Raw genomic sequence first — 24,284 nt, 5'->3', positions numbered from 1 at the left:
ATGCCCGCGTCGATGCCGATCGGGAAGAAGTACGAGAAGGTGCCGAAGCCCTTGTCGACGGCGAGCTCGCGCACCGCCGCGTACGAGCCGGCGAAGCCGATCCCGGCGATGATCACCGCACCGGCGACGACCAGGCCGATGAGTATCCGGTGCGTACGTGTCAGCTCCATCGCGGCCACCCGCGATCCCTCCCGTCGATCGACATCTCGCGGGCACAGACTGGCACATGCGCAAGGAGCCCGGCCCTCTGGGGAGGGACGGGCTCCGTACGAAAACGTACAAACACCTACAGGACGGTGACCGGGAAGCGGCGCCGGCGTTACTTGTTCGCCGTCGCGACCGCGGCGACGGCCTCCTTGGCCGCCTTCAGCGCGCTCTCCGTGATCCACTTCTCGGACGGGGTCTTCGCACCCGCGTAACCGGCCCCGTTGTAGGAGAGCAGCACCAGGACGTTGCCCGTCCGCGCCACCACCGAGGCGTACCGGAAGTCCGCGTCGGTCTTGCGGAGCTCGAAGTTCACCGTGTCCGCCTGGTCACCGAGGCCCGGCGTCGGAGTCGTCCGCAGCTTCTTGGCGCCCGGCGTCGCCTGGATCTTCGCCAGCTCCTTGGTGTGGTTCTCCGCGGCGCGCTCCTGGCCGCTGCCGAGCGTCGCGTCCGACTCGTAGCGGTAGTACGACACATCGAGCCAGCGGTACTGCGAACCCTTGACGCCCTTGTCCTCCAGGCCGTTCCAGGAACAGCCGCCGCGGCTGGTGAGATCACTGGAGGCGGCCGCCGTGCCGTTCTTGTTCTTCGCCTTCGGCACCAGGGTCTCGACCGTCTTCGCCGAGATCGCCTTGCACACGTCGGGCAGCTTCGCGTACCGCGCCGGCTCGACCGCCTTCGTCGACTGCGTGGGCTTCGGCGTCGCCGGGGCCGACGACGCCTGGTCCGGCGAACCGGAGCCCTTGTCGCCGGAGTCCGAGCCGGAGGAGCAGCCGGCGGCCACGAGCATCACCGGGACGGCGGCGCAGGCGAGTATGCGGGAGAGTCGCGGGGCTGATCGCTGCATGGTTCCTTCAGTCGCTTGGGCGGCGCGCGGCCGGGCGGCCGGGGGTACGCCGACACGTTACGCGCTCCGGCGCGCCGCCCGGCGGCGGCCGCGGAACGGTTCCGGGCGGCTACTCCTCCAGTCGCTCGGCGAGCAGCCGGGCCAGGTTCCTGGCCTTTTCCTGCAGTTCCTTGCTGTCGGGGGCCTCGACCGGAGTGGTCGTCTGCTCCTCGTACTGGACGGTCACGATGACGTTCGATGTGCGGAAGACCACGCTCACGAGGCGTTTCACGCCGGCGGGGCCGGTGCTCTCGAGGATGTCGTCGAGGAAGGCGACGTCACCGAGGCCGTCGAGGGCGCGGGGCTCCAGACCGGTGGTCGCGGGAGCGGTGGGAGTCGTCGGCGCGGTGGGCGTCGACGTGGCCGGGTCGGTGGTGGCCTGCGGCCCCTGGGGCGCGAGGGCCGGCTGGTGGCCGGTGAGGGGGGTGGCGGGGGCCGTGGAGGGGCCTCCGCCCGTGGGGCCCGTCGGGCCCGTGGACGCCGTGGGCGCCGTGGGCGTCGGGGGTGTGGTCGCCGGGGGCGTCGTCGGGGCCGGCGGAGCGACGCCGGCGGCGGCCTGCTTGCGGCCGTACACCTCCTGCGCGCGGGCGTCGTCGCTGACGGCCGGGTCGTAGGAGACGACCCGCTCGATGTCGAGGGTCAGCCGGTGCGAGGCGTCGGGGGCGTCCGACTTCCAGTTGCAGCCCACGCGGCGGTCGGTGTCGAAGGTCGCGGCGGCGGTGCCGCGGTAGACCCGGACGCGCTCGGCGTCGGGCAGCGCGGCGGCCCCCGGCAGCAGGTCCTTCAGGGTGGCCGCGGGGACCGCGCCGCAGGGCTCGAAGAGGGTGCGGTAGCGGCCGGGAGGCGCGGCGGGGGCCGCGGGCCCCGCCTTGGAGTCGACGGTCTCGGTGTCCACGGCCGTGCCGGAGGAGCAGCCCGTCAGACCGATCCCGAGACCGAGGGCGAGGGCGGCGGCGGAGAGGGCCGCGGACCCGGACCGGCCGGAGGCGTACGCCTTGCGCTGCACGATCCCAGGCTCCCTTCTCCCGGAGGAATCCCCCGAAAACTGTTTGCCGCCCCGTGGGGCGCGGTGAACACAATGTGTATCGCACGCGCAGCCGTTGATGCCGGTCCGCAGTCACCTGTACGGGCTTTGGCTCCGGTTTTTGCGTTATCAGACTTTATGGGGGAAGTGGGTAGGTATGTCGTACGTGGAGGTACCGGGCGCGAAGGTGCCCATCCGGATGTGGGCGGACCCGTCCTCCGTCGAGGGCGGCGCGATGCAGCAGCTCCAGAACGTGGCGACGCTGCCGTGGATCAAGGGCCTCGCCGTGATGCCGGACGTGCATTACGGCAAGGGCGCGACGGTCGGCTCGGTGATCGCGATGCAGGGCGCGGTGTGCCCGGCGGCGGTCGGCGTGGACATCGGCTGCGGCATGTCGGCCGTCAGGACGTCACTGACGGCGAACGACCTGCCGGGGGACCTGTCGCGCCTGCGCTCCAAGATCGAGCAGGCGATTCCGGTGGGGCGGGGCATGCACCGGGACATGGTGGATCCGGGGCGGCTGTACCAGTTCCCGACGACGGGCTGGGGCGACCTGTGGTCGCGGTTCGACACGGTCGCCGATCCGGTGAAGTTCCGCCGGGAGCGGGCCGAGAAGCAGATGGGCACGCTCGGCAGCGGCAATCATTTTGTTGAATTTTGTACCGATGAATCCGGTGTCGTGTGGCTGATGCTGCACTCCGGCTCCCGGAACATCGGCAAGGAGCTCGCCGAGTACCACATCGGCGAGGCCCAGAAGCTCCCGCACAACCAGGGCCTGGTCGACCGCGACCTCGCGGTCTTCGTCGCCGACACCCCGCAGATGGCGGCCTACCGCAACGACCTGTTCTGGGCGCAGGAGTACGCGAAGTACAACCGCGCGATCATGATGGCGCTGTTCCAGGAGGTCGTCCGCCGGGAGTTCCGCAAGGCGAAGGTCACCTTCGATCCGGTGATCTCCTGCCACCACAACTACGTGGCCGAGGAGCGGTACGAGGGGATGGACCTGCTCGTCACCCGCAAGGGCGCGATCCGGGCCGGCTCCGGCGACTACGGGATCATCCCCGGTTCGATGGGCACCGGCTCGTACATCGTGAAGGGCCTCGGCAACGCGGCCTCCTTCAACTCCGCCTCGCACGGCGCGGGCCGCCGGATGAGCCGCAGCGCGGCGAAGCGGCGGTTCTCGACCCGGGACCTGGAGGAGCAGACCCGGGGCGTGGAGTGCCGGAAGGACTCGGGTGTCGTGGACGAGATTCCCGGCGCCTACAAGCCGATCGAGCAGGTCATGGATCAGCAGCGGGACCTGGTCGAGGTGGTCGCCAAGCTGAAGCAGCTCATCTGCGTGAAGGGCTGACGCCGGCGCCGGGGGCCGGGTCAGAGCTCGCGGTGGACCTTGGTGTTGCTGGCCTGGGCGCGGGGGCGGACGACCAGGAGGTCGATGTTGACGTGCGGGGGGCGGGTGCAGGCCCAGGTGATGGTGTCGGCGACGTCGTCCGCGGTGAGGGGTTCGGCCACGCCGGCGTAGACCTGGGCGGCCTTGTCGGTGTCGCCGCGGAAGCGGGTGGTGGCGAACTCCTCGGTCTTGACCATGCCGGGGGCGATCTCGATGACGCGGACGGGGGTGCCGACGATCTCCAGGCGGAGGGTCTCGGCGAGGACGCGGGCGCCGTTCTTGGCGGCGACGTAGCCGGCGCCGCCTTCGTAGGTGGCGTGGCCGGCGGTGGAGGAGAGGACGACGACCGTGCCGTCGCCGCTCGCGGTGAGGGCGGGGAGCAGGGCCTGGGTGACGTTGAGGGTGCCGATGACGTTGACCTCGTACATGCGGCGCCAGTCGTCCGGGTCGCCGGTGGCGACGGGGTCGGCGCCGATGGCGCCGCCGGCGTTGTTGACGAGGACGGCGAGGGTGCGGAAGGCCGTGGCGAACTCGTCGACGGCGGCGCGGTCGGTGACGTCGAGGGCGTAGGCGGTGGCCTGGTGGCCGGCCTCGGTGATCTCGGCGGCGAGGGCTTCGATGCGGTCCTTGCGGCGGGCGGTGAGGACCACGCGGTAGCCGGCGGCGGCGAGCTGCCGGGCGGTGGCCGCGCCGATGCCGCTGCTCGCTCCGGTGACGACGGCGATGGGGGTACCGGCGGCAGTCATGACGTGCTCCTCGCGCGGGTGGTCGGGGTGGGATCGCCTGGTCAGGATAGGGCGGCGTGGGGTCAGCGGCCGCGCGGGGCGTACATGATGACCGCCATGCCGGCGAGGCAGATCAGGGCGCCGATGACGTCCCAGCGGTCCGGGCGGTAGCCGTCGGCGACCATGCCCCAGGCGAGGGAGCCGGCGACGAAGACTCCGCCGTAGGCGGCGAGGATGCGGCCGAACTCGGCGTCGGGCTGGAGGGTGGCGACGAAGCCGTAGACGCCGAGGGCGAGGACGCCGGCGCCGATCCAGATCCAGCCGCGGTGTTCCCGCACGCCCTGCCAGACGAGCCAGGCGCCGCCGATCTCGAAGAGGGCGGCGAGGGCGAACAGGGCGGCGGAGCGGGCGATCAGCATGGGGGAAGGGTGGCACGGTCCTGCGTGCGGTCGGCTGGTCGGCACGGGACACGCTGACGGATAATCAGAACATATGCGTCCTCATGGGTATCTTCAGGGCATGACTGTGATGCGCAAGGCGCTGCTCGGCGCGGCCCTGACGGCTGCCCTGGTGACCGGTACGGCCTCGGCCGCCGCCGCACCGCCGGAGGCGGATCTGGCCCACCACGGCCATGTCTCGCTCTGGGACGGGCGGATCGGCGTCTGGCTGGTCAGCGAGAACCACGGGCCCTCGAACGTCTCCCAGGCCACCGTCCGGCTCGCCTTCTCCGAGCCCATGGCGGGCGGTCAGGAACTGCCTCCGACCTGTCTGTGGAGCAGCGACCGGGTGGTCTCCTGCCGTACGGGGGAGCTGCGGGCGACCGGTGCGGTCGAGGAGCTGGCGCTCGACCTGCGGACCGCGGGGCGGCCGGAGGAGCTGACCGTGGACATCCGTACCGTCTGGCAGGACGGGGTGGCCGACGGCAACCCGCGCAACGACCGCCATCGCGTGCTCGTCCTCGCGACCGGCGACCCGTACGTGTTCTGAGCCGGGACCGGGACCGGGGCCGGCTAGGCGCCGAGCGGGGCCGTGTAGCCGTCGGGGCGGACCAGGATCGTGTCGCGGCGGGCCCGGTCGGCCCAGGTGGCCCGTATCGCGCGCTCGGGGGCGACCGGAGCCGTACGGGGCAGGGCCGGGCTGGTGCCCTCGGGGGCGATCAGGACGAACCGGCCCTCGCGCAGCAGCTCGTAGAGCCGGCCCTCGCGCAGCTCCAGGTCCGGGACCCGGCGCGCTTCGGGACCGTAGGAGAGGCCGATGCCGCTGATCTGGCCCACGACGCGGTCGGCGGCGGGCCGGACGACGCCGAGCATCCGGGAGGCGACGGCGCGGGCGGCCCGCTGGAGCGGTGAGTGGGCGATGGCGAGCCGGATGAGGGTGCCGCTGCTGCGCAGCACCAGGGCGCCGATCGGGTGCCGCTCGGTCTGGTAGCTGTCGAGGAGCGCCTCGGGGTCGGTGGCCTCGCCGCGCAGGACGGCGGCGAGCTTCCAGGAGAGGTTGGCGGCGTCCTGGAGGCCGGTGTTCATGCCCTGGCCGCCGGCGGGGGAGTGGACGTGGGCGGCGTCGCCGGCGAGGAAGACGCGGCCGGAGCGGTAGTCGGGCACCTGGCGCTCGTCGCTGTGGAAGCGGGAGACCCAGCGGGCCTCGTGCATCCCGAAGTCCCTGCCGAGGGCGCGCCGGGCGATGTCCCGGACCTCCTCGAAGGTCACCGGTTCGCTGTCGGGGACCTGGTGGTCGCGGTCCCAGCCGATCACCCGGTACCAGCCGTCGCCGAAGGGGGCGATGAAGGCCAGGGCGTTGCCGGAGGCGGAGACGGTGAGCCGTCGGCCGGGCTCCTCGGTGAGGCGCACGTCCGCGAGGACCATGGAGCGGATCACCGAGGTGCCGGGGAAGGGCAGGCCGATCGCGGCGCGGACGGCGCTGCGCACGCCGTCCGCGCCGACCAGATAGCGGGCGCGGAGGGTGATCGGACCGTCGGGGCCGGTCAGTTCGGCCGTGACCGTGTCGGCGTCCTGGCGCAGGCCGCGCAGCTCCGTGCCGTACCGGAAGTCCACACCTGTGGACAGCGCGCGCCGTTCGAGGAGGCGCTCGACCTCGTACTGCGGGGTGGTGAGGAGGAAGGGGAAGCGGGAGGGCAGGCGGGACAGGTCGAGGTCAAGCCCGCCGAAGATGCGCAGACCGCGGATGCGGCTGCCGGTGGTGAGGAGTTCGTCGGCAAGGCCGCGGGCGTCGAGCTGCTCCAGGGTGCGGGCGTGGACGCTGAAGGCGCGGGTGAGGTTGCTGAGGCCCTGGGGCCGGCGCTCGACGAGCGTGACGCGCAGGCCGGCGGCGGCGAGGTCGCCGGCGAGCAGGAGCCCGGTCGGTCCCGCGCCCACGACCAGGACGTCGGCGTCGAGGTCGTGTCCGGTGCCGACGGCGGGGTCGGGGGTGGGGTCGGGGGTGTTGCTCGTGGTGCCCGTGGTGCTCATCGCTGCCTCCAGGGGTGCCAAGGCCCAGGCCGCGCCTGGGTCTACGCCCGTTGGCCAACAGGTGTTGGTCAACGCATGTTGGCAAATGTAGGACGCTCGCACTGGCGTTGTCAACGGCTGTTGGCCTACAGTTGTTGGCATGACGTCTCCACGCCGCTCCGACGCCACCCGGACCGCGATCCTCGACGCCGCCCGCGAGCGCTTCGCCGCCGACGGCTACGAGCGCGCGACGATCCGCGCCATCGCCCGTGACGCCGGGATCGACCCCTCGATGGTCATGCGCTACTACGGCAACAAGGAGGGCCTCTTCGCCGCGGCCTCCACCTTCGAGCTGGAGCTCCCCGAGCTCGGCGCGCTGCCCGCGCAGCACGCCGGCGCCGCCCTGGTCGCCCACTTCCTCGACCGCTGGGAGCGGGACGAGGTCCTGACGGGGCTGCTGCGGGTGGGCGTCACCAACGAAGCGGGCGCCGAGCGGATGCGGGCGGTCTTCGCCGAGCAACTGCGCCCCGTCACGGCCGGCGTCTGCCCCGATCCCGCCGAGGCGCCGCGCCGGGCCGGCCTCGTCGCCTCCCAGATCCTCGGGATGGCGCTCACCCGCTATGTGCTGCGTCTCCCGCCCCTCGTGGAGATGTCCCGCGAGGACATCGCGGCCTGGCTCGGGCCGACCGTGCAGCGCTATCTCACCGCCGAGACGCCCTGAGCCGGCGGCGGATCGCGGAACCGCCGGTCACCGGCTGCGCCACCCGGCTCGTGGACCGGCTCGTGGACCGGCCCGCTCGGCGCGGCCCGGGCCCGCTCAGCGCGCGGCCGCGTCGCCGAACTCGCGTACCGCCTCCGTGACGATCGCCTCCAGGCGGGCGTGGTGCGCGCCCCGCCAGTACACGCGGCCGCAGTCCGTGCACCGCGCGAAGACGTCGTACGTGTTCTCCGTGCCCTTCTCCAACTGCTCGCGCACCGCCTCCTTGTCGGCGTCCGCGAGCCGCCCGTTGCACGCCGTGCACCGGGTCCACGGCGCCAGCGGGGGCGCGAACCGTTCGAGGACGTCACGGAGCTGCTCGTCGGGCCGGTCGCTGTAGACGTACGCGCCGGCCCAAAGCTCCCGGCGGCGCAGCAGCCCGCGGTCCCGGGAGAGCATCACCCGGCGCTCCTTCGCGGACAGCGCGGCCAGGGCCGGGTCGCCGATGTCCTCGCTCTCGTACGCGGCGTCGACGCCGAGCAGCCGGAGCCGCCGGGCCAGCGTCCCGAGGTGCACGTCCAGCAGGAAGCGCAGCGGAGCGCCCGGGACCGGCTGGGGGCGCGCCACGCTCTCCACCTCGACCGTCTCGCCGGCCGCCGGGACGTGCGAGGGCTCCACCGGGCGCCCGTCGACCAGCAGCCGCCCCGCCTCGGTCAGCGGCACGCCCAGCGACTCGACCACGTGCCCGAGCGAGGACGCTCCGTCGGTCGCCACGGGCGTGCGGCCCGCACGCCGGTCGGCCGGGACGAAGAGCCGCAGGCCGGGCGCGAAACTGATCTGGATCTCCGGTCCGTTCACGCAGACAGGATGGCACCGGCCGCGGCCGTGCGGCCAGGCAATTCCCCACCCTCCGCCCCCGCGCGGACCGCGCGGTACGGTCGCGCCATGAAGATCATCGACCTCGAGCCCGGCGATCCCCGTCTGGAGAGCGAGCTCCTGCCGGTCCTGCGCGAGCTGCGCCCCCATCTGACGCCGGAGCTCTTCCGCGACGTCTACGAGAACGGGCACCCTCAGGGCCTGCGCTTCAGCGCCGCATACGCCGACGAGGACGGCGAGGGCGCCGACGGCGGCTGCGTCGGCGTGGCCGGCTGGCGGATCGTCATCAACACCAGCTCGCTGAAGAAGCTGTACGTGGACGACCTGGTGACCAGGGAGACCGCGCGCTCCACCGGGGTGGGGCACGCCCTGATCGCCCACCTGGAGGCGCACGCCCGCGCGGCCGGCTGCTACGAGCTCAACCTGGACTCCGGCACCCACCGCACCGGAGCCCACCGCTTCTACCTGCGCGAGCGCTTCGACATCGTCGCCTTCCACTTCACCCGGGAGCTCAAGCCCCTGGGGCAGTAGCCGGCGGGGTCTCCTCGCCCGTGAGGTCGAGCCGCCAGTCGTTGCAGCGCATCGGACGGCCCGGCGGATACTCGAAGTCCCGCTCGCCGAGGAACGTGAAACCGGCCTTGCGGCACACCGCGTTCGAAGGGCCGTTGTCCGTCGACGGGAAGGCGTGCAGGTGACGGAACCGGCCCTCGGCGCGCGCCCGTTCCACCACCGCGCGCGTGGCGGCGGTCGCCACGCCCCGGCCCTGGAAGCCGGGCAGCACCGTCCACCCCGTCTCGTACACCGGCTCGCCCTCCCACGAGGTCTCCCAGAAGCCGATACTGCCGGCGGCCGTGCCCTCGGGCAGCAGCACGATCCGGAACATGCTGCCCGGGCGCTCGGCGTCGGCGCTCAGCGCCTCGTACCGCCGCTGCCGCGCGGCCAACTGCTCCTCGGTCTCCGGGCCGCCCAGATGCGCCGTCAACTCCGGTGAGTTCACCGCCCGGAGCAGGTCGAAATCGCCCTCCGACCACGCTTCCAGCCGGACCGTCGTGTTGTGGGTGTCCATGCCCGCACCCTACGGCCGAGGACTGACAACGCCCGGGCCGCGCAGGCGGACAGGCCCTCTTGTGCGGGTCGGGGAAGCGCTCCAAGGTGGACCGGCAGAGGGAGATTTCCGGCCGGGGAGGGAGCAGCCGCATGTCGGACGCCAGGGGCACGGGCGGTGCGGACGGACACGGATGGGGATTCACGGACGACCTGGGTACGGCCCTGACGGCCGCGCGCCGGCCGGAACGGGTGGTGGCCTACGTACGGGCGGGGGCCGCCCTGCTCGACCTCGGGGTGCGGCCGGTCGCCGTCTACGGCTCCGGGCACGACGGCGATCTGCTCGACCCGGTCAAGGCGGGCGGCCTCGCGGCGGCGGGCGTGCCGTACCTGGGGCCCGGTAAAGCGCTCGACGAGGCCCGCGTACGGCGGCTGGGCGAGGTCGACCTGATCGTGGACGTGACCTACGACGGCAAGAGTCCGTACGCGGTGGACGGGGCGCTCGCCGAGCGGCTCGGGGTGCCGCTCGCCGCGCTGTCCGTCGGCGGCGAGCTGACCCTGGCGGCGATCGTCGACCGTTTCGGCGCGCTCGCCGGGGCGCTGGGCGCGCAGGCCGCCCCGGGCGGGAGGAGCACCGGACGGCTGGGCGACGCGGAGGCGGCGGTGCGGGCCGCGGCGGAGCGAACCGGTGTGCGGGTCCTCGCGCTGTCCGGCGCCGGTCCGGAGCAGGTGCACCTGGCGCGCCCGCACGCCTGGCCGGAGCTGGCCCGGCTCGCCGAGCTCGGCGTCCGCTTCGTCGACCCGGGGCCGGGGCCCGGCGCGAGCTGGCTGACCACGGACTGGGAGCACGCGGTCGGGCTCGGCCCGGACCTGGTGCTCTTCGACAGCCGGGTCAACGCGGTGCCGCCGCACGCGGTCCCGCCGGGCGCCCGGCCGGCTCCCTGGAACCCGGAGACCCCGCCCAGCCCGGCCGCCTGCGCCCGGTTCTTCCAGGACCTGGCGGCGGCGCTGGAGGACGAGGGCGGAGAGGCGTAACACCCGGACCACGACGCGCGGCTGCCCGGCCGTCCGGCCGCCCGGACGTGCGGCCGTGCTGTCCGTACGCCTACGGCAGGCGGGCCCGCAGCGAGTTCGCGAACTCCTCCGCGCGGGCCAGTTGGGCGCGGAGCTCCGCGACGCGCTCGGCCGCGGCCTGCTCGTAGCCGCGGACCCGGGCGACGAGGACGGCGCGGACGGCCGGGTCGAGTTCGCCCGGGGTGTCGGGGACGTCGGCGGTGAGGCGGTCCACGGCGGTGAGGAGCTCGCGGGTCTCGTCGAGGGTGAAGCCGAGGGGCTTCATCCGGCGGATCACCATCAGGCGGGCCACGTCGGCGTCCGTGTACAGCGGGAAACCGCCCTCGGAGGCCGCCGACGGGACGACGAGACCGCTGTCCTCGTACTGGCGGATGGTGCGCAGGGACAGTTCCGTCCGTGCCGCGACCTCGCCGATCTGCAGGGGGCGCATCGTGCTGGTGCTCACCACGTCGGTCCTTTCCCTCGTACCGCGCATCACATCCGATTTGTCCTCACTTCATCACTTATGAGTACGCGAAGTGCGGCGAAACGCCTGCGAGCGGAGGAGGAGGGCACCGAGTAGGGGAACCGCGGCGGGCACCGCCGGCGGGTCAGGGCCAGACGAGACAGTAGGGCTGGTGTCCCGCCTCGTGCAGGCGGTGGCTGAAGTCCTGCCACTCGTGGAGCAGTTGGTACACGTTGAAGGCGTCCTGCGGGCCGCCGCGGTCGGGGACCGTGGACCAGATGAAGGCGGCGGCGCCGACCGACTCCTCGCCGATGCCGCGGAGCGGGTCGACCACGGTCATGGGGAGCTTCACCACGGCGTAGTCGGGGTGGAGGACGACCAGCTCCAGCGGGGGCACCTTGTGCAGGGGCATGCCCTGGATACCGGTGAGGACCATCGCCGCTATGGTCTCCGGCTTGATCTTGGTGAACATGCCGCCCATGCCGAGTTCGTCGCCGCCGAGCTCCTCGGGGCGCATCGAGATCGGGACGCGGGCCGCCGTCGCGCCGTCGGGCGCGCCGAAGTACTTGTACGTCACCCCCAACCGGCCACCCCCGCCACTCGTGCCACTTCCGCCACTGGGACCGTGCGGGCCGTTCGGACCGCTCAGCCCGTTCAGGCCGCTCAGCCCGCTGAGGCTGCCCAGACCACTCGGACCGCTTCCGCCGATGCCTCCGCCGCCGACACTGCCATGGCCGCTTCCGGTGTCCTGCGCCGGGCCCTCGACCGGACCCGCGTCGCGGGCGCGGGCACGACGGGCCCGGGACCTCGCCACCCGGGACGACTCGTCCTGATCCCGGTCCGGCTCCCCGGCGGTACGGGAATCGGCAGCACGCGGATCGACGCCTCGCGGGTCGACGGGGCGGAGGTCGGGGCGTGCGTCGGCGGCTCGGGGCTCGGGAGCGCGTGACTCGGCCCGGGGGTCGGCCGGCTTCGGCTCCCCGCCCGTCCTCGGCTCGTTCGCCCTCGGTTCTTCCGTCCTCCGGCGCCGGTGCCTCCCCCGCCGGACAGGCTCGGGACCCAGGTCGTCAGTCCCCTCGCCCGGTCCGCCACCGCGATGCATATCTCCACCCGACTGCTGTTCCAGACCGCACGTCCGCGCGTCCGACCGCGCGGTCCGATCATCGTGCCAGTGACCTCCCCCGCGCTCGTGCGGTGAAACACCTGTCCGCAAGATCGCCGTGGCCTCTGACACCATGGATTCCGTGAGCCATCCCTATGACGCCCCAGTTTCGCAGACGCGGAGGACGAACGCCCTGGTGTAGTCCACAGGATGCTCACACCGTCCTCACCCGTCCCCGTCCCTCTCCCCACCCCTTCCCCGTCCGCTTTCCGTCCGCTCCTCCGTGCCCGACGTCGTACTCGCAGGTCAGGATCACAGTGCCGTACTCATACGAAGCCCCAGTCTCACAGACGCTTTTCGACCGCGCCTCCCTTGTGACGCCCGGCGGCGTGAACTCTCCGGTGCGAGCCTTCCGGGCCGTGGGCGGTACGCCCCGGTTCATGGTGTCCGGCACCGGTCCGTACCTCACCGACGCGGACGGTCGCGAGTACGTCGACCTGGTCTGCTCGTGGGGTCCGATGATCCTCGGGCACGCCCACCCCGAGGTGACCGCGGCCGTGCAGGCCGCCGTGGCGCGCGGGACCTCCTTCGGTACGCCGGGCGAGGGCGAGGTCGCGCTCGCCGAGGAGATCGTCGCGCGGATCGAGCCGGTCGAGCAGGTGCGCCTCGTCTCCTCCGGTACCGAGGCGACGATGTCCGCGATCCGGCTCGCCCGCGGCTTCACCGGTCGGGCCAAGGTGATCAAGTTCGCCGGCTGCTACCACGGGCACGTGGACGCGCTGCTCGCCGCGGCCGGCTCCGGCGTGGCCACCTTCGGGCTGCCGGACACGCCCGGTGTGACGGGCGCGCAGGCCGGCGACACCATCGTCCTTCCGTACAACGACCTGGAGGCGGTGCAGGAGGCGTTCCACCGCCACCCGGGCGAGATCGCCTGCGTGATCACCGAGGCGTCGCCGGGCAACATGGGCGTCGTCCCGCCGCAGCCGGGCTTCAACCAGGGCCTGAAGGACGCCTGCGCCAAGAACGGCGCGCTGTTCATCTCGGACGAGGTCATGACCGGTTTCCGCACCTCGCGGGCCGGCTGGTACGGCGTCGACGGCGTGAAGCCGGACCTGATGACCTTCGGCAAGGTCATGGGCGGCGGCTTCCCGGCCGCGGCCTTCGGCGGCCGCGCCGACGTGATGGGCCACCTCGCCCCGGCCGGCCCGGTCTACCAGGCGGGCACCCTCTCCGGGAACCCGGTCGCCACCGCCGCCGGGCTCGCGCAGCTCCGGCTGCTCGACGAGGCCGCGTACGAGAAGGTGAACGCGGTGTCGAAGGAGATCCAGGGCCTGGTCACGGAGGCGCTGACGAAGGAGGGTGTGGCGCACCGGCTGCAGACCGCCTCCAACATGTTCTCGGTGTTCTTCACCTCCACCGAGGTGCGCGACTACGAGGACGCGAAGAAGCAGGAGGCGTTCCGCTTCAACGCCTTCTTCCACTCGATGCTGGCGGACGGTGTCTACCTGCCGCCGTCGGCCTTCGAGTCCTGGTTCGTGTCCGCCGCGCACGACGAGCGGGCCGTGGAGCGCGTCGCCGCCGCCCTGCCCGCCGCCGCCCGCGCCGCCGCGGAGGCCACCGCATGAGCGGCGCGAACGGCGCGAACGGTGCGGTGAACGGCGCGAACGGCGACATCACCGTCGTCCACCTGATGCGGCACGGCGAGGTGCACAACCCGGACGGCATCCTGTACGGCCGCCGCTCCGGCTACCACCTGTCCGAGCTGGGCCGGCGGATGGCAGACCGTGTCGCCGAGCACCTGGCGGGCCGGGACATCACCCGGGTCGTCGCCTCCCCGCTGGAGCGGGCGCAGGAGACGGCGGCGCCGATCGCCAAGACGCACGGCCTGGACCTGGTCACCGACGAGCGGCTGATCGAGGCGGGCAACGTCTTCGAGGGCAAGACCTTCGGCGTGGGCGACGGGGCGCTGCGCAGGCCGGGCAACTGGAGGCACCTCACCAACCCGTTCCGGCCGTCCTGGGGCGAGCCGTACATCGAGCAGGTCGTGCGGATGATGGCCGCGCTGGACGCGGCGAAGGACGCGGCGCGCGGGCACGAGGCGGTCTGTGTGAGCCACCAGTTGCCGATCTGGATCGTGCGCAGCTTCGTGGAGAGGCGCCGGCTGTGGCACGACCCGCGGCGCCGGCAGTGCACGCTGGCCTCGCTGACCTCGTTCACGTACCAGGGCGACAAGATCGTGTCGGTCGGCTACAGCGAGCCGGCCCTCGACCTCGTGCCGGAGCATCTGCGCGCGGGCGCCAAGCCGGTCAAGGGCAGGGCGAAGGCGTTCGGCGCGTAGCCGAGGCCGCGGGCCCGCGGCCTCGGGCCCAGGCACCGCCGCGGGCCGCCGCACAGGCGTAGACGCCGGGCCCGGACAGGGAGTAGACCCTCAGGGGCGGTCGGACGACCGTGAGTCGTCCGACCGCCCCTGAAATTTTTGTGCTATTTCCACGGAACCTCCGTGTTCCTCCCCGCATCTCACTCATTGTCGGTTTGGATGACGTTCAGGTCATGTGTCAGCGCGAATGGGGATGTCATGCGCGGGATCAATCGAAGGAGTCTGCTCGGAGCGGGTGTTGGCGCCGCCGCGGCCCTGGGACTGGCCGGCTGCACCGGCGGAAACCAGGACAAAGGCGGGCCTTCCGGGCCCGGCAAGGGCGGTGACGCCACCGGCCGCCCCACCGCCTCCGCGACCCCCACCCAGGACGAGGGCCGGCCCATCGGCGACGGTTCCACCGCGGACACCGGCAAGCAGCCGAACCAGCCCGACGCGCCCGTGCCGCTCGAACCCGGCCAGACCCCGCCGCAGTTCGTGATCTTCTCCTGGGACGGCGCCGGCGAGGTCGGCAACGGCCTCTTCCCGCGCTTCCTCGAACTCGCCAAGCAGCACGACGCCGCGATGACCTTCTTCCTCTCCGGGATCTATCTGCTCCCCGAGTCGAAGAAGCACCTCTACCGCCCGCCGAACAACCGCGTCGGCGCCTCCGACATCGGCTACCTCACCGACGACCACATCAAGGACACCCTCAGGTACGTCCGCCAGGCGTGGCTCGAAGGCCACGAGATCGGCACCCACTTCAACGGCCACTTCTGCGGCGGCTCCGGCTCCGTCGCCCACTGGACCTCCGCCGACTGGCAGAACGAGATCGAACAGGCCGTCGGCTTCGTCACCCGGTGGAAGACCCACACCGGCTGGACCGACCTCGACCCGCTGCCCTTCGACTACACCAAGGAGCTCGTCGGCGGCCGTACCCCCTGCCTGCTCGGCCAGGACAAGCTGCTGCCCACCGCCAAGCGCCTCGGCTGGCGCTACGACGCCAGCTCGCCCGGCGGCCGCCAGATGTGGCCGGTCAAGCGCCAGGGCGTCTGGGACCTGCCGCTCCAGGCCGTGCCCTTCCCGGGCCGTTCCTTCGAGGTCCTCTCCATGGACTACAACATGCTCGCCAACCAGTCGAAGAACTCGACCAAGGGCATGCCCTCGCGCTATCCCGGCTGGCGCAAGCAGGCCACCGAGGCGTACCTGGCCGGCTTCCGCCGCGCGTACGAGTCCAACCGCGCCCCCTTCTACATCGGCAACCACTTCGAGCAGTGGAACGGCGGCATCTACATGGACGCCGTCGAGGAGGCCCTGAAGGGCATGGCCGGCAAGAAGGACGTCCGGCTGGTGTCCTTCCGGCAGTTCGTGGACTGGCTGGACGTCCAGGACCCGAAGATCCTCGCCAAGCTCCGTACCTTGGAGGTCGGCCGGTCCCCGGCCGGCGGCTGGAACGCCTTTCTCCGGCCGGCGTAGCCCCCGTAGCCCCGGTTCCGGCTTAACCGATCTTGACAAGGGGCGTTCCGGGCACGTAGGGGGGTGCCCAAGATCCGCGAAACGCCCATGCGAAACTTTTCACATGAGTCTTAGCCGCGCACCCCACCGCGCCCTGCTGACGGCCGGAGCCCTCGCCGCCGCGCTCGCGCTCACCGCCTGCAGCTCCGACTCCAAGGGCCAGTCGGGCGGTGGCGGCGACACCAACTTCGTGACCAACACGGGCGGTATCTCCACCGTCGCGAAGGGCGAGCGCCGCCCGGCGAACAAGATCGCCGGCGAGACCCTCGACGGCAAGCAGCTCGACATCGCCGGCCTCAAGGGCAAGGTCGTCGTCCTCAACGTCTGGGGCTCCTGGTGCAGTCCGTGCCGCGCCGAGGCCCCCCACTTCGCGAAGGTCTCCCAGGAGTACAAGGCCAAGGGCGTCGAGTTCGTCGGCCTCAACACCCGCGACTTCAAGAAGCAGGACGCGGTCAACTTCGAGGCCGACTACGGCGTCACGTACCCGAGCCTCTACGACCCGGCCGGGAAGATCATCCTCGGCGGATTCCCCAAGGGCACCCTGAACCCCCAGGCCATCCCCTCCACGATCGTGCTCGACAAGGACGGGAAGATCGCCGCGCGCTCCCTCATGGCGCTCGACGAGACCAAGCTCAAGTCCATGATCGACCCGCTCGTCGCGGAGAAGTGACGTGAACGAGACGGTCTTCAGCGGAGCGCTCCTGCTCGCCCTGCCCATCGCCGTGCTCGGGGGACTCGTCTCCTTCTTCTCGCCCTGCGTCCTGCCGCTGGTCCCCGGCTACCTCAGTTACGTGACCGGGGTCACCGGCACCGACCTCGCCGAGGCCCGCCGGGGCCGGATGGTCGCCGGGGCTGGGCTCTTCGTGCTCGGCTTCTCCGCCGTCTTCGTCTCCGGCGGCGCCCTGTTCGGCTACTTCGGCTGGACGCTCCAGGCGCACCGCGAGATCCTCACCACCGTCCTCGGCATCCTCATGATCGTCATGGGCGTCTTCTTCCTCGGCCTCATGCCCTGGTTCACCCAGCGCGAGTTCCGCTTCCACCGGAAGCCGGTCACCGGCCTCGTCGGCGCGCCCCTGCTCGGCGCGCTCTTCGGCATCGGCTGGACCCCGTGCATCGGCCCCACCCTCGCGTCCGTGCAGGCGCTCGCCGCCGAGCAGGCCAGCGCCGGCCGCGGCGCGCTGCTGACCGTCGCGTACTGTCTCGGACTCGGGCTGCCCTTCGTGCTCACCGCCGTCGCCTTCCGCAAGGCGCTCGGCGCGTTCGCCTGGGTCAAGAAGCACTACACCTGGGTGATGCGGATCGGCGGCGGGATGATGATCCTCACCGGCGTTCTGCTTCTCACAGGTGCGTGGGACAGCATGGTGTCCACGATGCAGGGCTGGTCCAGCGGTTACACGGTGGGGATCTGAGAGTTGTCGACATGAGCAAGACCGAGACTGACACGCATGACATCGGCGAGGCCGGCGACCGGCTGTCCACCGCGCCACGCGAGGACGGCTTCGACTCCGGCGGCACCGTCGGCGGCCCCGCCCTCGGGGTCGTCGGCTGGATCCGCTGGTTCTGGCGGCAGCTCACCTCCATGCGGGTCGCCCTGATCCTGCTGTTCCTGCTCTCCCTCGGCGCGATCCCCGGCTCGCTCATCCCGCAGACCAGCGCGGACGAGCTGAAGGTGCAGCAGTTCAAGGACGCCCACGAGACCCTCACGCCGATCTACGAGAAGCTCCAGCTCTTCGACGTCTACGGCTCGGTGTGGTTCTCCGCGATCTACATCCTGCTGTTCGTCTCGCTCATCGGCTGCATCGTGCCCCGCACCTGGCAGTTCGTCGGCCAGCTCCGCGGCCGTCCGCCGGGCGCGCCGTCGCGCCTCACCCGGCTGCCCGTGTACACGACCTGGCGCACCGAGACCGAGCCCGAGCAGGTCCGCGAGGCGGCCCTCGCCCTGCTCAAGGGCCGCCGCTTCCGCGCCCACGTGACCGGCGACGCCGTCGCCGCCGAGAAGGGCTATCTCCGCGAGACCGGAAACCTGCTCTTCCACGTCGCGCTGATCGTCATCCTCGTGGCCTTCGCGGTCGGCCAGCTCTACAAGTCCGAGGGCGGCAAGCTGATCATCGAGGGCGACGGCTTCTCCAACACCCTCACCCAGTACGACGACTTCAAGTCCGGCTCCCAGTTCTCCACCGACGAGCTGGCGCCGTTCGGCTTCACTCTGGACAGCTTCACCGGCACGTACGAGAAGAACGGCCCCCAGCGCGGCACGCCCCGCACCTTCGAGGCGGCCGTCACGTACGCGGAGAACGGCGGCCCGGGCAAGAAGGCCGTCATCCGCGTCAACGAGCCGCTCCAGGTCGGCGGCTCCAAGGTCTATCTGATCGCCCACGGCTACGCGCCCGTCGTCACCGTCCGCGACGGCCGCGGCAAGATCGTCACCAGCGGCCCCGTACCGCTGCTGCCCATCGACAACAACATCACCTCCACCGGCGCGATCAAGGTGATGGACGGCTACCGCGACAAGAACGGCAAGAAGGAGCAGCTCGGCTTCCAGGCATTCTTCGTGCCGACCTTCGCGGGGGCCGGCAAGGGAACGATGTTCTCCCAGTTCCCCGCGCTCGACTTCCCCGTCCTGGCCCTCACCGGCTACCACGGCGACCTGCGCGTGGACTCCGGTCTGCCGCAGAACGTGTACCAGCTCGACACCACCAAGATGAAGCAGTTCAAGGTGGCGGGCGGCACCGGGAGCGCCAACCGGCTGCTGCCGGGCGAGACCATGACGCTGCCCGACGGCGCCGGCTCGATCACCTTCGAGAAGGAGATCAAGGAGTGGGCGAGCTTCCAGATCTCCCAGCAGCCCGGCAACGGTCTCGCGCTCGCGGGGGCGATCGCCGCCATCGCCGGACTCGCCGCCTCGCTGTTCGTCCAGCGGCGCCGGGTCTGGGTCCGGGCGGTACGGGGGGCCGACGGCGTCACCGTCGTCGAGATGGCGGGCCTCGGCCGGAGCGAGTCCGCCCGGCTGCCCGAGGAGCTGGCCGAGCTCGCGCTCACGCTCAACACCGAGGCGCCGACCGCGCCGGAACCCGCAGAAGAATCTGCCGAAGCTGGAGAGGCTGAGAAGTGATCCTCGCCGCCGAGACCAACGAGAGCCTGGCGCAGATGAGCAACACGCTCATCTACTCCTCGATGGCCGTCTACACGCTGGCCTTCCTGGCCCACATCGCCGAGTGGGTGCTCGGCAGCCGCAGCAAGGTCGGCCGCACCGCCGCCGCGCTCACGCGGACGAAGGGCGCCGCGGCCCCCGCCGTGACGGTCCAGGTCAAGCAGGCCGGCGGCACCGCCGTCCTCGACAAGCCGAAGGTCGTCACCCGCGCCGCGGCCGGCGCCCGCGACGTCCCGGACGGCCCCGGCGCGGCCGGCGGCACCGTCAAGGGCGACCTCTACGGCCGGATCGCGGTCTCCCTGACCGCGCTGGCCTTCCTCGTCGAGGCGTCCGGCGTGGTCACCCGCGCGCTCTCCGTGCAGCGGGCCCCCTGGGGCAACATGTACGAGTTCTCCACCACCTTCTCCACGGTGGCGGTCGGCGTGTACCTCGGCTTCCTGCTGCTGAAGAAGAACGTCCGCTGGATCGGTCTGCCGCTGGTGACGACCGTCCTGCTCGACCTCGGCGTGGCCACCACCTGGCTCTACACCGACAGCGACCAGCTCGTCCCGGCGCTCCACTCGTACTGGCTGTGGATCCACGTCTCCACCGCCATCTTCTGCGGAGCCGTCCTCTACCTGGGCGCCGTCGCCACCCTGCTGTACCTGTTCCGGGACTCGTACGAGAACAAGCTCGCGAACGGCGGCGAGCCCGGCGCCTTCGCCCGCTCCGTCCTGGAGCGGCTGCCCGCCGCCGCCAGCCTCGACAAGTTCGCCTACCGGGTCAACGCGGCGATCTTCCCGCTGTGGACCTTCACGATCATCGCGGGCGCGATCTGGGCCGGCGACGCGTGGGGCCGCTACTGGGGCTGGGACGCCAAGGAGGTCTGGTCCTTCATCACCTGGGTCGGTTACGCCGCGTACCTGCACGCCCGGGCCACGGCCGGCTGGAAGGGCCGCAAGGCCGCGTACATCGCGCTCATCGCCTTCGCCTGCTTCCTCTTCAACTACTACGGCGTGAACATCTTCGTGAGCAGCAAGCACTCCTACGCCGGGGTGTGAGCCGCCGGGGTGTGAGCGGGGAGCCCTGCCGGCGCTCGCGTTGGCGGGGCTCGCGCCGCCGGGCCACGCTGGAGGTATGCACGCTGGAGCGAGGAGCGAGATACCCCGGGGCAGGTGCGAGACCCACGACGGCGACACGCACCTGCTGCGGTTCACGGTCGAGCTGCCGCACCCCATGGTGAGCGTCTGGGCCGCCGTCGCCACGCCCGAGGGCCTGCCGCGGTGGCTGTGCGCGGCGGACCTCCTGGAGCCGCGCCTCGGCGGGCGCGTCACGTTGCGCTGGTACGACACCGACACGGCCGTCTCGGGGCGGGTGACCGCCTGGGACCCCGAGTACGTGGCCGAGTACACGGTCGATCCGCCGCACGGCCGGATCCGGTTCCACCTGGAACCGGGCCGGCCGGACGCGGCCGGGTCGACCGTGCTGCGTTTCACGGCGGAGTTCCACGGGCCGCGGGCGGCGAAGCCCGCCGTGCTGGCGGCCTGGCACGAGCGCCTGGAGCGGCTGCGGGACGCCCTCGACGGCCGGCCGACGGACTGGCTCGACTGGTCCACCGACCGCCGCGAGGACCTCCGGGAGAGCTACGAGCGCGACGAGGCGCCCTGGCCGAAGTGGGTGCCCTAGGGACCCGTCAGCCCCTCCTCGGCGGCAGGCAGCTCGCCGACGGCGGGTCGCCCTCCGGCCAGGCGATGGCGACGAAGCGCTGCGAGCCGTCCTGGGCCAGCTCCACGATCGGCACCGCCTTGTTGTACGGGTTGCCGAAGTTGTCCAGGCAGATCCAGCCGCTCGCGCCCTGCACCCGCAGCGAGCCCTTGACCTGCGGCCACTGGGTGGCGACGTCCGCGAGCTCGGGGTGGGCCGCGCCGGCCGGGGTGGCCTGGCGGATCGCGTGGACGGCGGTCGCCATCGCGTCGTACGCGACGATGGCCTGCCCGTCGGCGAGCGCGACCCGCTGCTTCGAGGCGCGGGCGATGTCCGTCAGGAAGGTCTCGTACGCGACGGTGGAGCCGCCCGTCGCCGGCACCGCCCGGCCGGGCCTGGGCCGCCAGGCGTCCGGGTGGGCGAGGGCGGCGTAGCGGACGGTCAGCCGGGACTTGAGGGCCTGGCGGTTGAGCTTGCGGTCGGCGCCCAGGTAGGAGCCCTCGTCGCCGGTCAGGACGGTGAAGGGGCGCTCAGTGCAGCCGCGCGCGCCGAGGGCGTTGATGAACTGCCGCAACTGGGTGTGGCGGCCGGCGAAGAAGACGGTCTCGGCGCGGGTGTCGCAGATGAGGTGGGTGATCTGCCGGAAGGTGTTGGCGGTGGTGCCCTCCTCGGTGGGGTCGGGCGGCGAGGTGAAGAGCTGCGGCTCGTAGGGGGCGCCCTTGAGGGAGGCGGAGAAGGCCGCCTTGAGGGTGTCGGTGTAGTGGTCGCCGGTGCGGGTGTCCTGGACGAGGATGGCCTTGGCGGCGTCGACCTCGCCGAAGTGGGCGAGGGCCTTGGCCTCGTCGCCGTTGGTGGGGGAGACGCGGGCGAGGCCGGGGAAGCGGTTGTGGCCGGGCCCGGGGCCGTTGGCGAGGTCGTCGGCGGTGATGGTGGTGCCGACCACGGCGATGCCCGCGCCGGTGAGGGCGGCGACGGCCTGCCGCACCTCGGCGGAGGAGGTGGCGACGCCGGTGACGGCGCGCAGCCGCTGCGGGGCGGCGGTCATCGTCCTGAGCTGGTCGACGGTGGTCTTCCAGTGGGCGTTGCCCTTGCCGGTGTTGGCGAGGACGAGCCGGATCCTGGGGGTCTCGCTGTTGGACTCGTGGTTGGCCCGGTACTGGCGGGCGTAGGCGCCCTGCAGCTCGTGCACGACCTTGACCCGCATGCCGGGGTCGGTCGAGGTGAGCGGGAGGAGGACGGCGACGGTGGCGTACTCGTCGGGCTTCAGGCTCGCGTTCTCGCGGCCGATGAGCCCGGCGACCTCGGCGAGTTCGGGCACGCCGAAGGCGTAGCCGTCGCCGTTGACGCCTATGCACTCGTCGGAGCCCGGCGGGCGTGCGACGCCCGCCGCGCAGGAGCGGTCCTCGGGGGTGGTCCAGGTCTTGATGCCGTAGCCGAGGGGCACGCCGATCACGAGGAGGGCGATCAGGGCGGCGAAGAGCTTCTGTCTCGGGGTGTAGAGGTAGCGGTTGCGCAGCCGGTGGGCCATCGGCTCAGACTCCGTCCTCGCGGCCCGGCGGCAGCGAGAGCCGGCGCCAGGCGTGGATGTCCTTCGGCCAGTGGGTGGCCGCGTCCCACAGGGGACTGTTGCCCGTCAGATGGCGGCCGGAGAGCTGGCGCAGCTCGTGCGCCAGCTTCTCGGTCACCTCGCCGTCGGGCAGGGCGAGCGGATCGGTGAGGAGCCATACGGCGTGCAGCAGGCGCCGTACGGACAGATGGAGGGCGATCTCCTCGGCGTCGAGGCCGGCGGGCAGGTCGGAGGCCAGCCGGCCGAGCGCGACGGCCCGGCGCGGGTCGGGGCCGTCGGGGCCGGCGCCGTGGGGATCGCGGGGGTAGGGGGCGGAGGCGATGAAGCGGAGCCGGCCGAGCCAGCCGACCACGTCGGGCTCGGGGAAGGTGGTCCGCAGATGGGTCACGGCGTCCTCGACGCGCCCCAGGGCCAGTTCGTGGTGGAGCCGGTACGGGATGTTCCCGGTCTGCTCGTAGTGCCGGTGGAGGGTCTCGTGGACGGCGCGCCAGGCGGCGTGGCGCGGGTGGTCGGCGTCCTCGAAGCGCAGCCGGTGCAGCAGCAGGGCGCGCAGCAGCGGGTCGGCGACGAAGTGCTCGGGGCCCTCGGGCCAGTCCTCGGCGCGCAGTTCGTCGCGGACGAGCAGCGTCATGTCGCCGTCGCGGGACTCGGTGTGCAGCCGGGTGCGGGCGAGCAGCCGGGCCGACTCCTCGTCGTGGGCGGCGGCGAGCACGGTGAAGGGCTCCGGGCGGGGCTGCGGCAGCAGCGCGCCGAGCAGGGCGGGGGCGACGGGCACGGGCCGGGCGTCCTCGCGGAGTTCCACGGTCAGGTCGAGCAGGGTGCCGGGGGTGAGCGTGGGGCGGGCGGTGCGCGGGGCCTCGGCGGCGGCCTGTCCGAGCAGCATCACGCCGAGCGGCCGGCCGCCGGTGAGCCGGTGGACGCCGCGGGCGAGGTCGGCGGGGGTGATGCCGGAGGGGTCGAGGCGGTCGAAGGCGGTCTGGGCCTGGGCGGGGGAGAGCGGGGTGAGTTCGACGGCGAGGATGCCGGAGGTGATGTCAGCGCCGCGCGGGGCGGGGGCCCGGTGGGCGGTCTCGGGCAGCCGTAACCGGTGGGCGTGGCGCAGGCCCTCGTGTTCGCGGACCCGGGAGGTGGCGAGGACGACGACCTTGTCGCGGCGGCCGTCGTGGCGGGCGCGCAGGATCGGTTCGACAAGGCGGCGGCCGAGCTCACCGTGGGCGTTGTCGAGGAGCAGGACGGGCCGGCCGCGGCGGGTGCCGACGCGGGTGATGCCCTTGTACGCCTGGCCGAGGTCCTCCAGGAGTGCGCCGACGAGGAAGTCCTCGGCCTCCTGGCGGCGCCGGCCGCCCTGCTCGAAGTCGACGGCGAGCTGCTGGAGTCCGGCCTTGCCGCGGCCGCCGGCGTTGCGGTAGCTGCCGTAGAAGCCCTCGGAGCGCTGCTGGACGCGCCCGAAGACCTCTTCGAGGACGGTCTCGACGGTGGCCTCCGCGAGGAGTCCGGCGAGCGGCGCGCCGGCCTCGGCGAACCGGGCGGCGAGCTTGGTGAGGACCTTGGTGACCCAGTTGGCGGCGGCGCCCTTGGTGGCGTCGACGGTGGAGAGCACCGGGCCGAGCCGTTGCAGGTCGCGCTGGGCCCGCTCGTCGTCCTCCTGCGTCCAGCTCGTGGAGGCGACGGCGACCAGACCGAGCGAGAGCCGCGGGAACTGTACGGGCTTCGCCCCGGTCACCCTCGGCGACAACTGCACGGCGAGCTCGGCGAGCGCCCCGGTGAGCTCGGTCCAGCCGGGCCCGTGGTCGGCGGGCGGCTCGATGTGCGCGCAGTCGAGCAGCGCGAGCGGAGTGCCGCCCTTGTAGGTGTTGCGGAGCTGCTTGAGCAGCGCGGTCTTGCCGAGCCCGCGCCCCCCGGTGAAGACGACGACGGGCGGGTCGTCACCGTGCTCGTACGGGACCCGGGCGAGCCCCTCCCCGCCGAGCCCGATCAGTCGCGCGGCGAGTCCCGTGCGGTGCAGCACCGCCTCGCGGCCGTAAAGGACTCTCTCCACCCGCCACCCCCCGCTTCCCACCAGACGTGCCCCGTCACATCCCCAAGAACGGATTATCGACGGTGA

The 24,284-nt window shown here is 72.4% G+C and carries 26 protein-coding genes; 14 read left to right on the top strand and 12 right to left on the bottom strand.

Annotated elements, in window-relative coordinates; all coding sequences use genetic code 11:
* The 3 genes from ABZ135_RS19060 to ABZ135_RS19050 all read right to left on the bottom strand — a co-directional run.
* The coding region (locus tag ABZ135_RS19060) for a DUF2637 domain-containing protein (RefSeq protein WP_356697168.1) at positions 1–179 on the bottom strand (179 nt) is incomplete at its 3' end.
* A 140-nt stretch (positions 180–319) separates the two neighbouring features.
* On the bottom strand, positions 320–1,051 hold the full coding sequence (locus ABZ135_RS19055; protein WP_356697156.1) for a DUF3558 domain-containing protein: 732 nt from the start codon (positions 1,049–1,051) through the stop codon (positions 320–322).
* Positions 1,052–1,160: 109 nt separating this feature from the next.
* Entirely contained in the window at positions 1,161–2,096 is a 936-nt protein-coding gene (locus ABZ135_RS19050) for a DUF3558 domain-containing protein (protein WP_356697154.1), read from the bottom strand.
* A gap of 175 nt (positions 2,097–2,271) precedes the next feature.
* Here ABZ135_RS19050 and ABZ135_RS19045 point away from each other — a divergent pair, with 175 nt between their 5' ends.
* Entirely contained in the window at positions 2,272–3,465 is a 1,194-nt protein-coding gene (locus ABZ135_RS19045; protein ID WP_356697152.1) for an RtcB family protein, read from the top strand.
* 20 nt (positions 3,466–3,485) lie between these two features.
* Here ABZ135_RS19045 and ABZ135_RS19040 read toward each other — a convergent pair whose 3' ends face one another.
* Both ABZ135_RS19040 and ABZ135_RS19035 read right to left on the bottom strand, forming a co-directional pair.
* Positions 3,486–4,250: an SDR family NAD(P)-dependent oxidoreductase gene (locus tag ABZ135_RS19040; protein WP_356697150.1), complete on the bottom strand. Its 765-nt coding sequence runs from the start codon at positions 4,248–4,250 to the stop codon at positions 3,486–3,488.
* A gap of 62 nt (positions 4,251–4,312) precedes the next feature.
* A complete protein-coding gene (locus tag ABZ135_RS19035; protein ID WP_356697148.1) occupies positions 4,313–4,648 on the bottom strand; it encodes a YnfA family protein in 336 nt (111 codons plus the stop codon).
* 100 nt (positions 4,649–4,748) lie between these two features.
* Here ABZ135_RS19035 and ABZ135_RS19030 point away from each other — a divergent pair, with 100 nt between their 5' ends.
* Entirely contained in the window at positions 4,749–5,216 is a 468-nt protein-coding gene (locus ABZ135_RS19030; RefSeq protein ID WP_356697146.1) for a hypothetical protein, read from the top strand.
* A gap of 23 nt (positions 5,217–5,239) precedes the next feature.
* On the opposite strand, the gene ABZ135_RS19025 is transcribed toward ABZ135_RS19030, so the two are convergent.
* On the bottom strand, positions 5,240–6,694 hold the full coding sequence (locus ABZ135_RS19025; RefSeq protein ID WP_356697144.1) for an FAD-dependent monooxygenase: 1,455 nt from the start codon (positions 6,692–6,694) through the stop codon (positions 5,240–5,242).
* A gap of 139 nt (positions 6,695–6,833) precedes the next feature.
* On the opposite strand from ABZ135_RS19025, the gene ABZ135_RS19020 reads away from it, so the two are divergent.
* Positions 6,834–7,394, top strand: coding sequence for a TetR family transcriptional regulator (locus ABZ135_RS19020; RefSeq protein WP_356697142.1), 561 nt, complete (start codon positions 6,834–6,836; stop codon positions 7,392–7,394).
* 96 nt (positions 7,395–7,490) lie between these two features.
* Here ABZ135_RS19020 and ABZ135_RS19015 read toward each other — a convergent pair whose 3' ends face one another.
* A complete protein-coding gene (locus tag ABZ135_RS19015) occupies positions 7,491–8,228 on the bottom strand; it encodes a Mut7-C RNAse domain-containing protein (protein ID WP_356697140.1) in 738 nt (245 codons plus the stop codon).
* A gap of 87 nt (positions 8,229–8,315) precedes the next feature.
* Here ABZ135_RS19015 and ABZ135_RS19010 point away from each other — a divergent pair, with 87 nt between their 5' ends.
* Positions 8,316–8,777 (top strand): GNAT family N-acetyltransferase, encoded by a 462-nt coding sequence (locus ABZ135_RS19010; RefSeq protein ID WP_356697138.1) that lies wholly within the window; start codon positions 8,316–8,318, stop codon positions 8,775–8,777.
* Here ABZ135_RS19010 and ABZ135_RS19005 read toward each other — a convergent pair.
* Entirely contained in the window at positions 8,758–9,312 is a 555-nt protein-coding gene (locus tag ABZ135_RS19005; protein ID WP_356697136.1) for a GNAT family N-acetyltransferase, read from the bottom strand. The two genes, ABZ135_RS19010 and ABZ135_RS19005, sit on opposite strands and share 20 nt — an antisense overlap.
* 131 nt (positions 9,313–9,443) lie before the next feature.
* Here ABZ135_RS19005 and ABZ135_RS19000 point away from each other — a divergent pair, with 131 nt between their 5' ends.
* Positions 9,444–10,325, top strand: coding sequence for an ABC transporter substrate-binding protein (locus ABZ135_RS19000; protein WP_356697134.1), 882 nt, complete (start codon positions 9,444–9,446; stop codon positions 10,323–10,325).
* A 70-nt stretch (positions 10,326–10,395) separates the two neighbouring features.
* Here the strand turns inward: ABZ135_RS19000 and ABZ135_RS18995 are convergent, their stop codons facing one another.
* Together ABZ135_RS18995 and ABZ135_RS18990 are read right to left on the bottom strand one after the other, a co-directional pair.
* Positions 10,396–10,794, bottom strand: coding sequence for a MerR family transcriptional regulator (locus ABZ135_RS18995; RefSeq protein ID WP_356697166.1), 399 nt, complete (start codon positions 10,792–10,794; stop codon positions 10,396–10,398).
* 160 nt (positions 10,795–10,954) lie between these two features.
* Positions 10,955–11,458 (bottom strand): hypothetical protein, encoded by a 504-nt coding sequence (locus tag ABZ135_RS18990; RefSeq protein ID WP_356697164.1) that lies wholly within the window; start codon positions 11,456–11,458, stop codon positions 10,955–10,957.
* A gap of 81 nt (positions 11,459–11,539) precedes the next feature.
* On the opposite strand from ABZ135_RS18990, the gene ABZ135_RS18985 reads away from it, so the two are divergent.
* The 9 genes from ABZ135_RS18985 to ABZ135_RS18945 all read left to right on the top strand — a co-directional run bounded on the left by ABZ135_RS18985 (position 11,540) and on the right by ABZ135_RS18945 (position 20,595).
* Positions 11,540–11,758: a hypothetical protein gene (locus ABZ135_RS18985; protein ID WP_356697170.1), complete on the top strand. Its 219-nt coding sequence runs from the start codon at positions 11,540–11,542 to the stop codon at positions 11,756–11,758.
* Between the two features lie 470 nt (positions 11,759–12,228).
* Positions 12,229–13,536, top strand: coding sequence for a glutamate-1-semialdehyde 2,1-aminomutase (hemL, locus tag ABZ135_RS18980; RefSeq protein WP_356697132.1), 1,308 nt, complete (start codon positions 12,229–12,231; stop codon positions 13,534–13,536).
* Complete coding sequence (locus ABZ135_RS18975; protein ID WP_356697130.1) at positions 13,533–14,249, top strand: histidine phosphatase family protein; 717 nt, start codon at positions 13,533–13,535, stop codon at positions 14,247–14,249. The genes hemL and ABZ135_RS18975 overlap by 4 nt, the downstream gene beginning before the upstream one ends.
* A 237-nt stretch (positions 14,250–14,486) precedes the next feature.
* Complete coding sequence (locus ABZ135_RS18970) at positions 14,487–15,740, top strand: hypothetical protein (RefSeq protein WP_356697128.1); 1,254 nt, start codon at positions 14,487–14,489, stop codon at positions 15,738–15,740.
* A 103-nt stretch (positions 15,741–15,843) separates the two neighbouring features.
* Entirely contained in the window at positions 15,844–16,449 is a 606-nt protein-coding gene (locus ABZ135_RS18965; RefSeq protein ID WP_356697126.1) for a TlpA disulfide reductase family protein, read from the top strand.
* Between the two features lies 1 nt (position 16,450).
* A complete protein-coding gene (locus ABZ135_RS18960; protein WP_356697124.1) occupies positions 16,451–17,188 on the top strand; it encodes a cytochrome c biogenesis protein CcdA in 738 nt (245 codons plus the stop codon).
* A gap of 11 nt (positions 17,189–17,199) precedes the next feature.
* Complete coding sequence (locus tag ABZ135_RS18955) at positions 17,200–18,891, top strand: cytochrome c biogenesis protein ResB (RefSeq protein WP_356697122.1); 1,692 nt, start codon at positions 17,200–17,202, stop codon at positions 18,889–18,891.
* Positions 18,888–19,970 (top strand): c-type cytochrome biogenesis protein CcsB, encoded by a 1,083-nt coding sequence (gene ccsB / locus ABZ135_RS18950; RefSeq protein WP_356697120.1) that lies wholly within the window; start codon positions 18,888–18,890, stop codon positions 19,968–19,970. Before ABZ135_RS18955 ends, ccsB begins: the two co-directional genes overlap by 4 nt.
* Before the next feature lie 76 nt (positions 19,971–20,046).
* Positions 20,047–20,595 carry an SRPBCC domain-containing protein gene (locus tag ABZ135_RS18945; protein WP_356697118.1) on the top strand — a complete coding sequence of 183 codons (549 nt, stop codon included), beginning with the start codon at positions 20,047–20,049 and terminating at the stop codon, positions 20,593–20,595.
* Positions 20,596–20,602: 7 nt separating this feature from the next.
* On the opposite strand, the gene ABZ135_RS18940 is transcribed toward ABZ135_RS18945, so the two are convergent.
* Positions 20,603–22,141 (bottom strand): hypothetical protein, encoded by a 1,539-nt coding sequence (locus ABZ135_RS18940; RefSeq protein WP_356697116.1) that lies wholly within the window; start codon positions 22,139–22,141, stop codon positions 20,603–20,605.
* 4 nt (positions 22,142–22,145) lie between these two features.
* Positions 22,146–24,218, bottom strand: coding sequence for a hypothetical protein (locus ABZ135_RS18935; RefSeq protein WP_356697114.1), 2,073 nt, complete (start codon positions 24,216–24,218; stop codon positions 22,146–22,148).
* Positions 24,219–24,284: the final 66 nt, after the last annotated feature.

This window comes from Streptomyces sp. NPDC006339, assembly GCF_040612775.1.
Classification (GTDB): Bacteria; Actinomycetota; Actinomycetes; order Streptomycetales; family Streptomycetaceae; genus Streptomyces.
The sequence above is the reverse complement of the archived record's forward strand: the minus strand, read 5'-3'. Positions and strand labels throughout refer to the sequence as shown.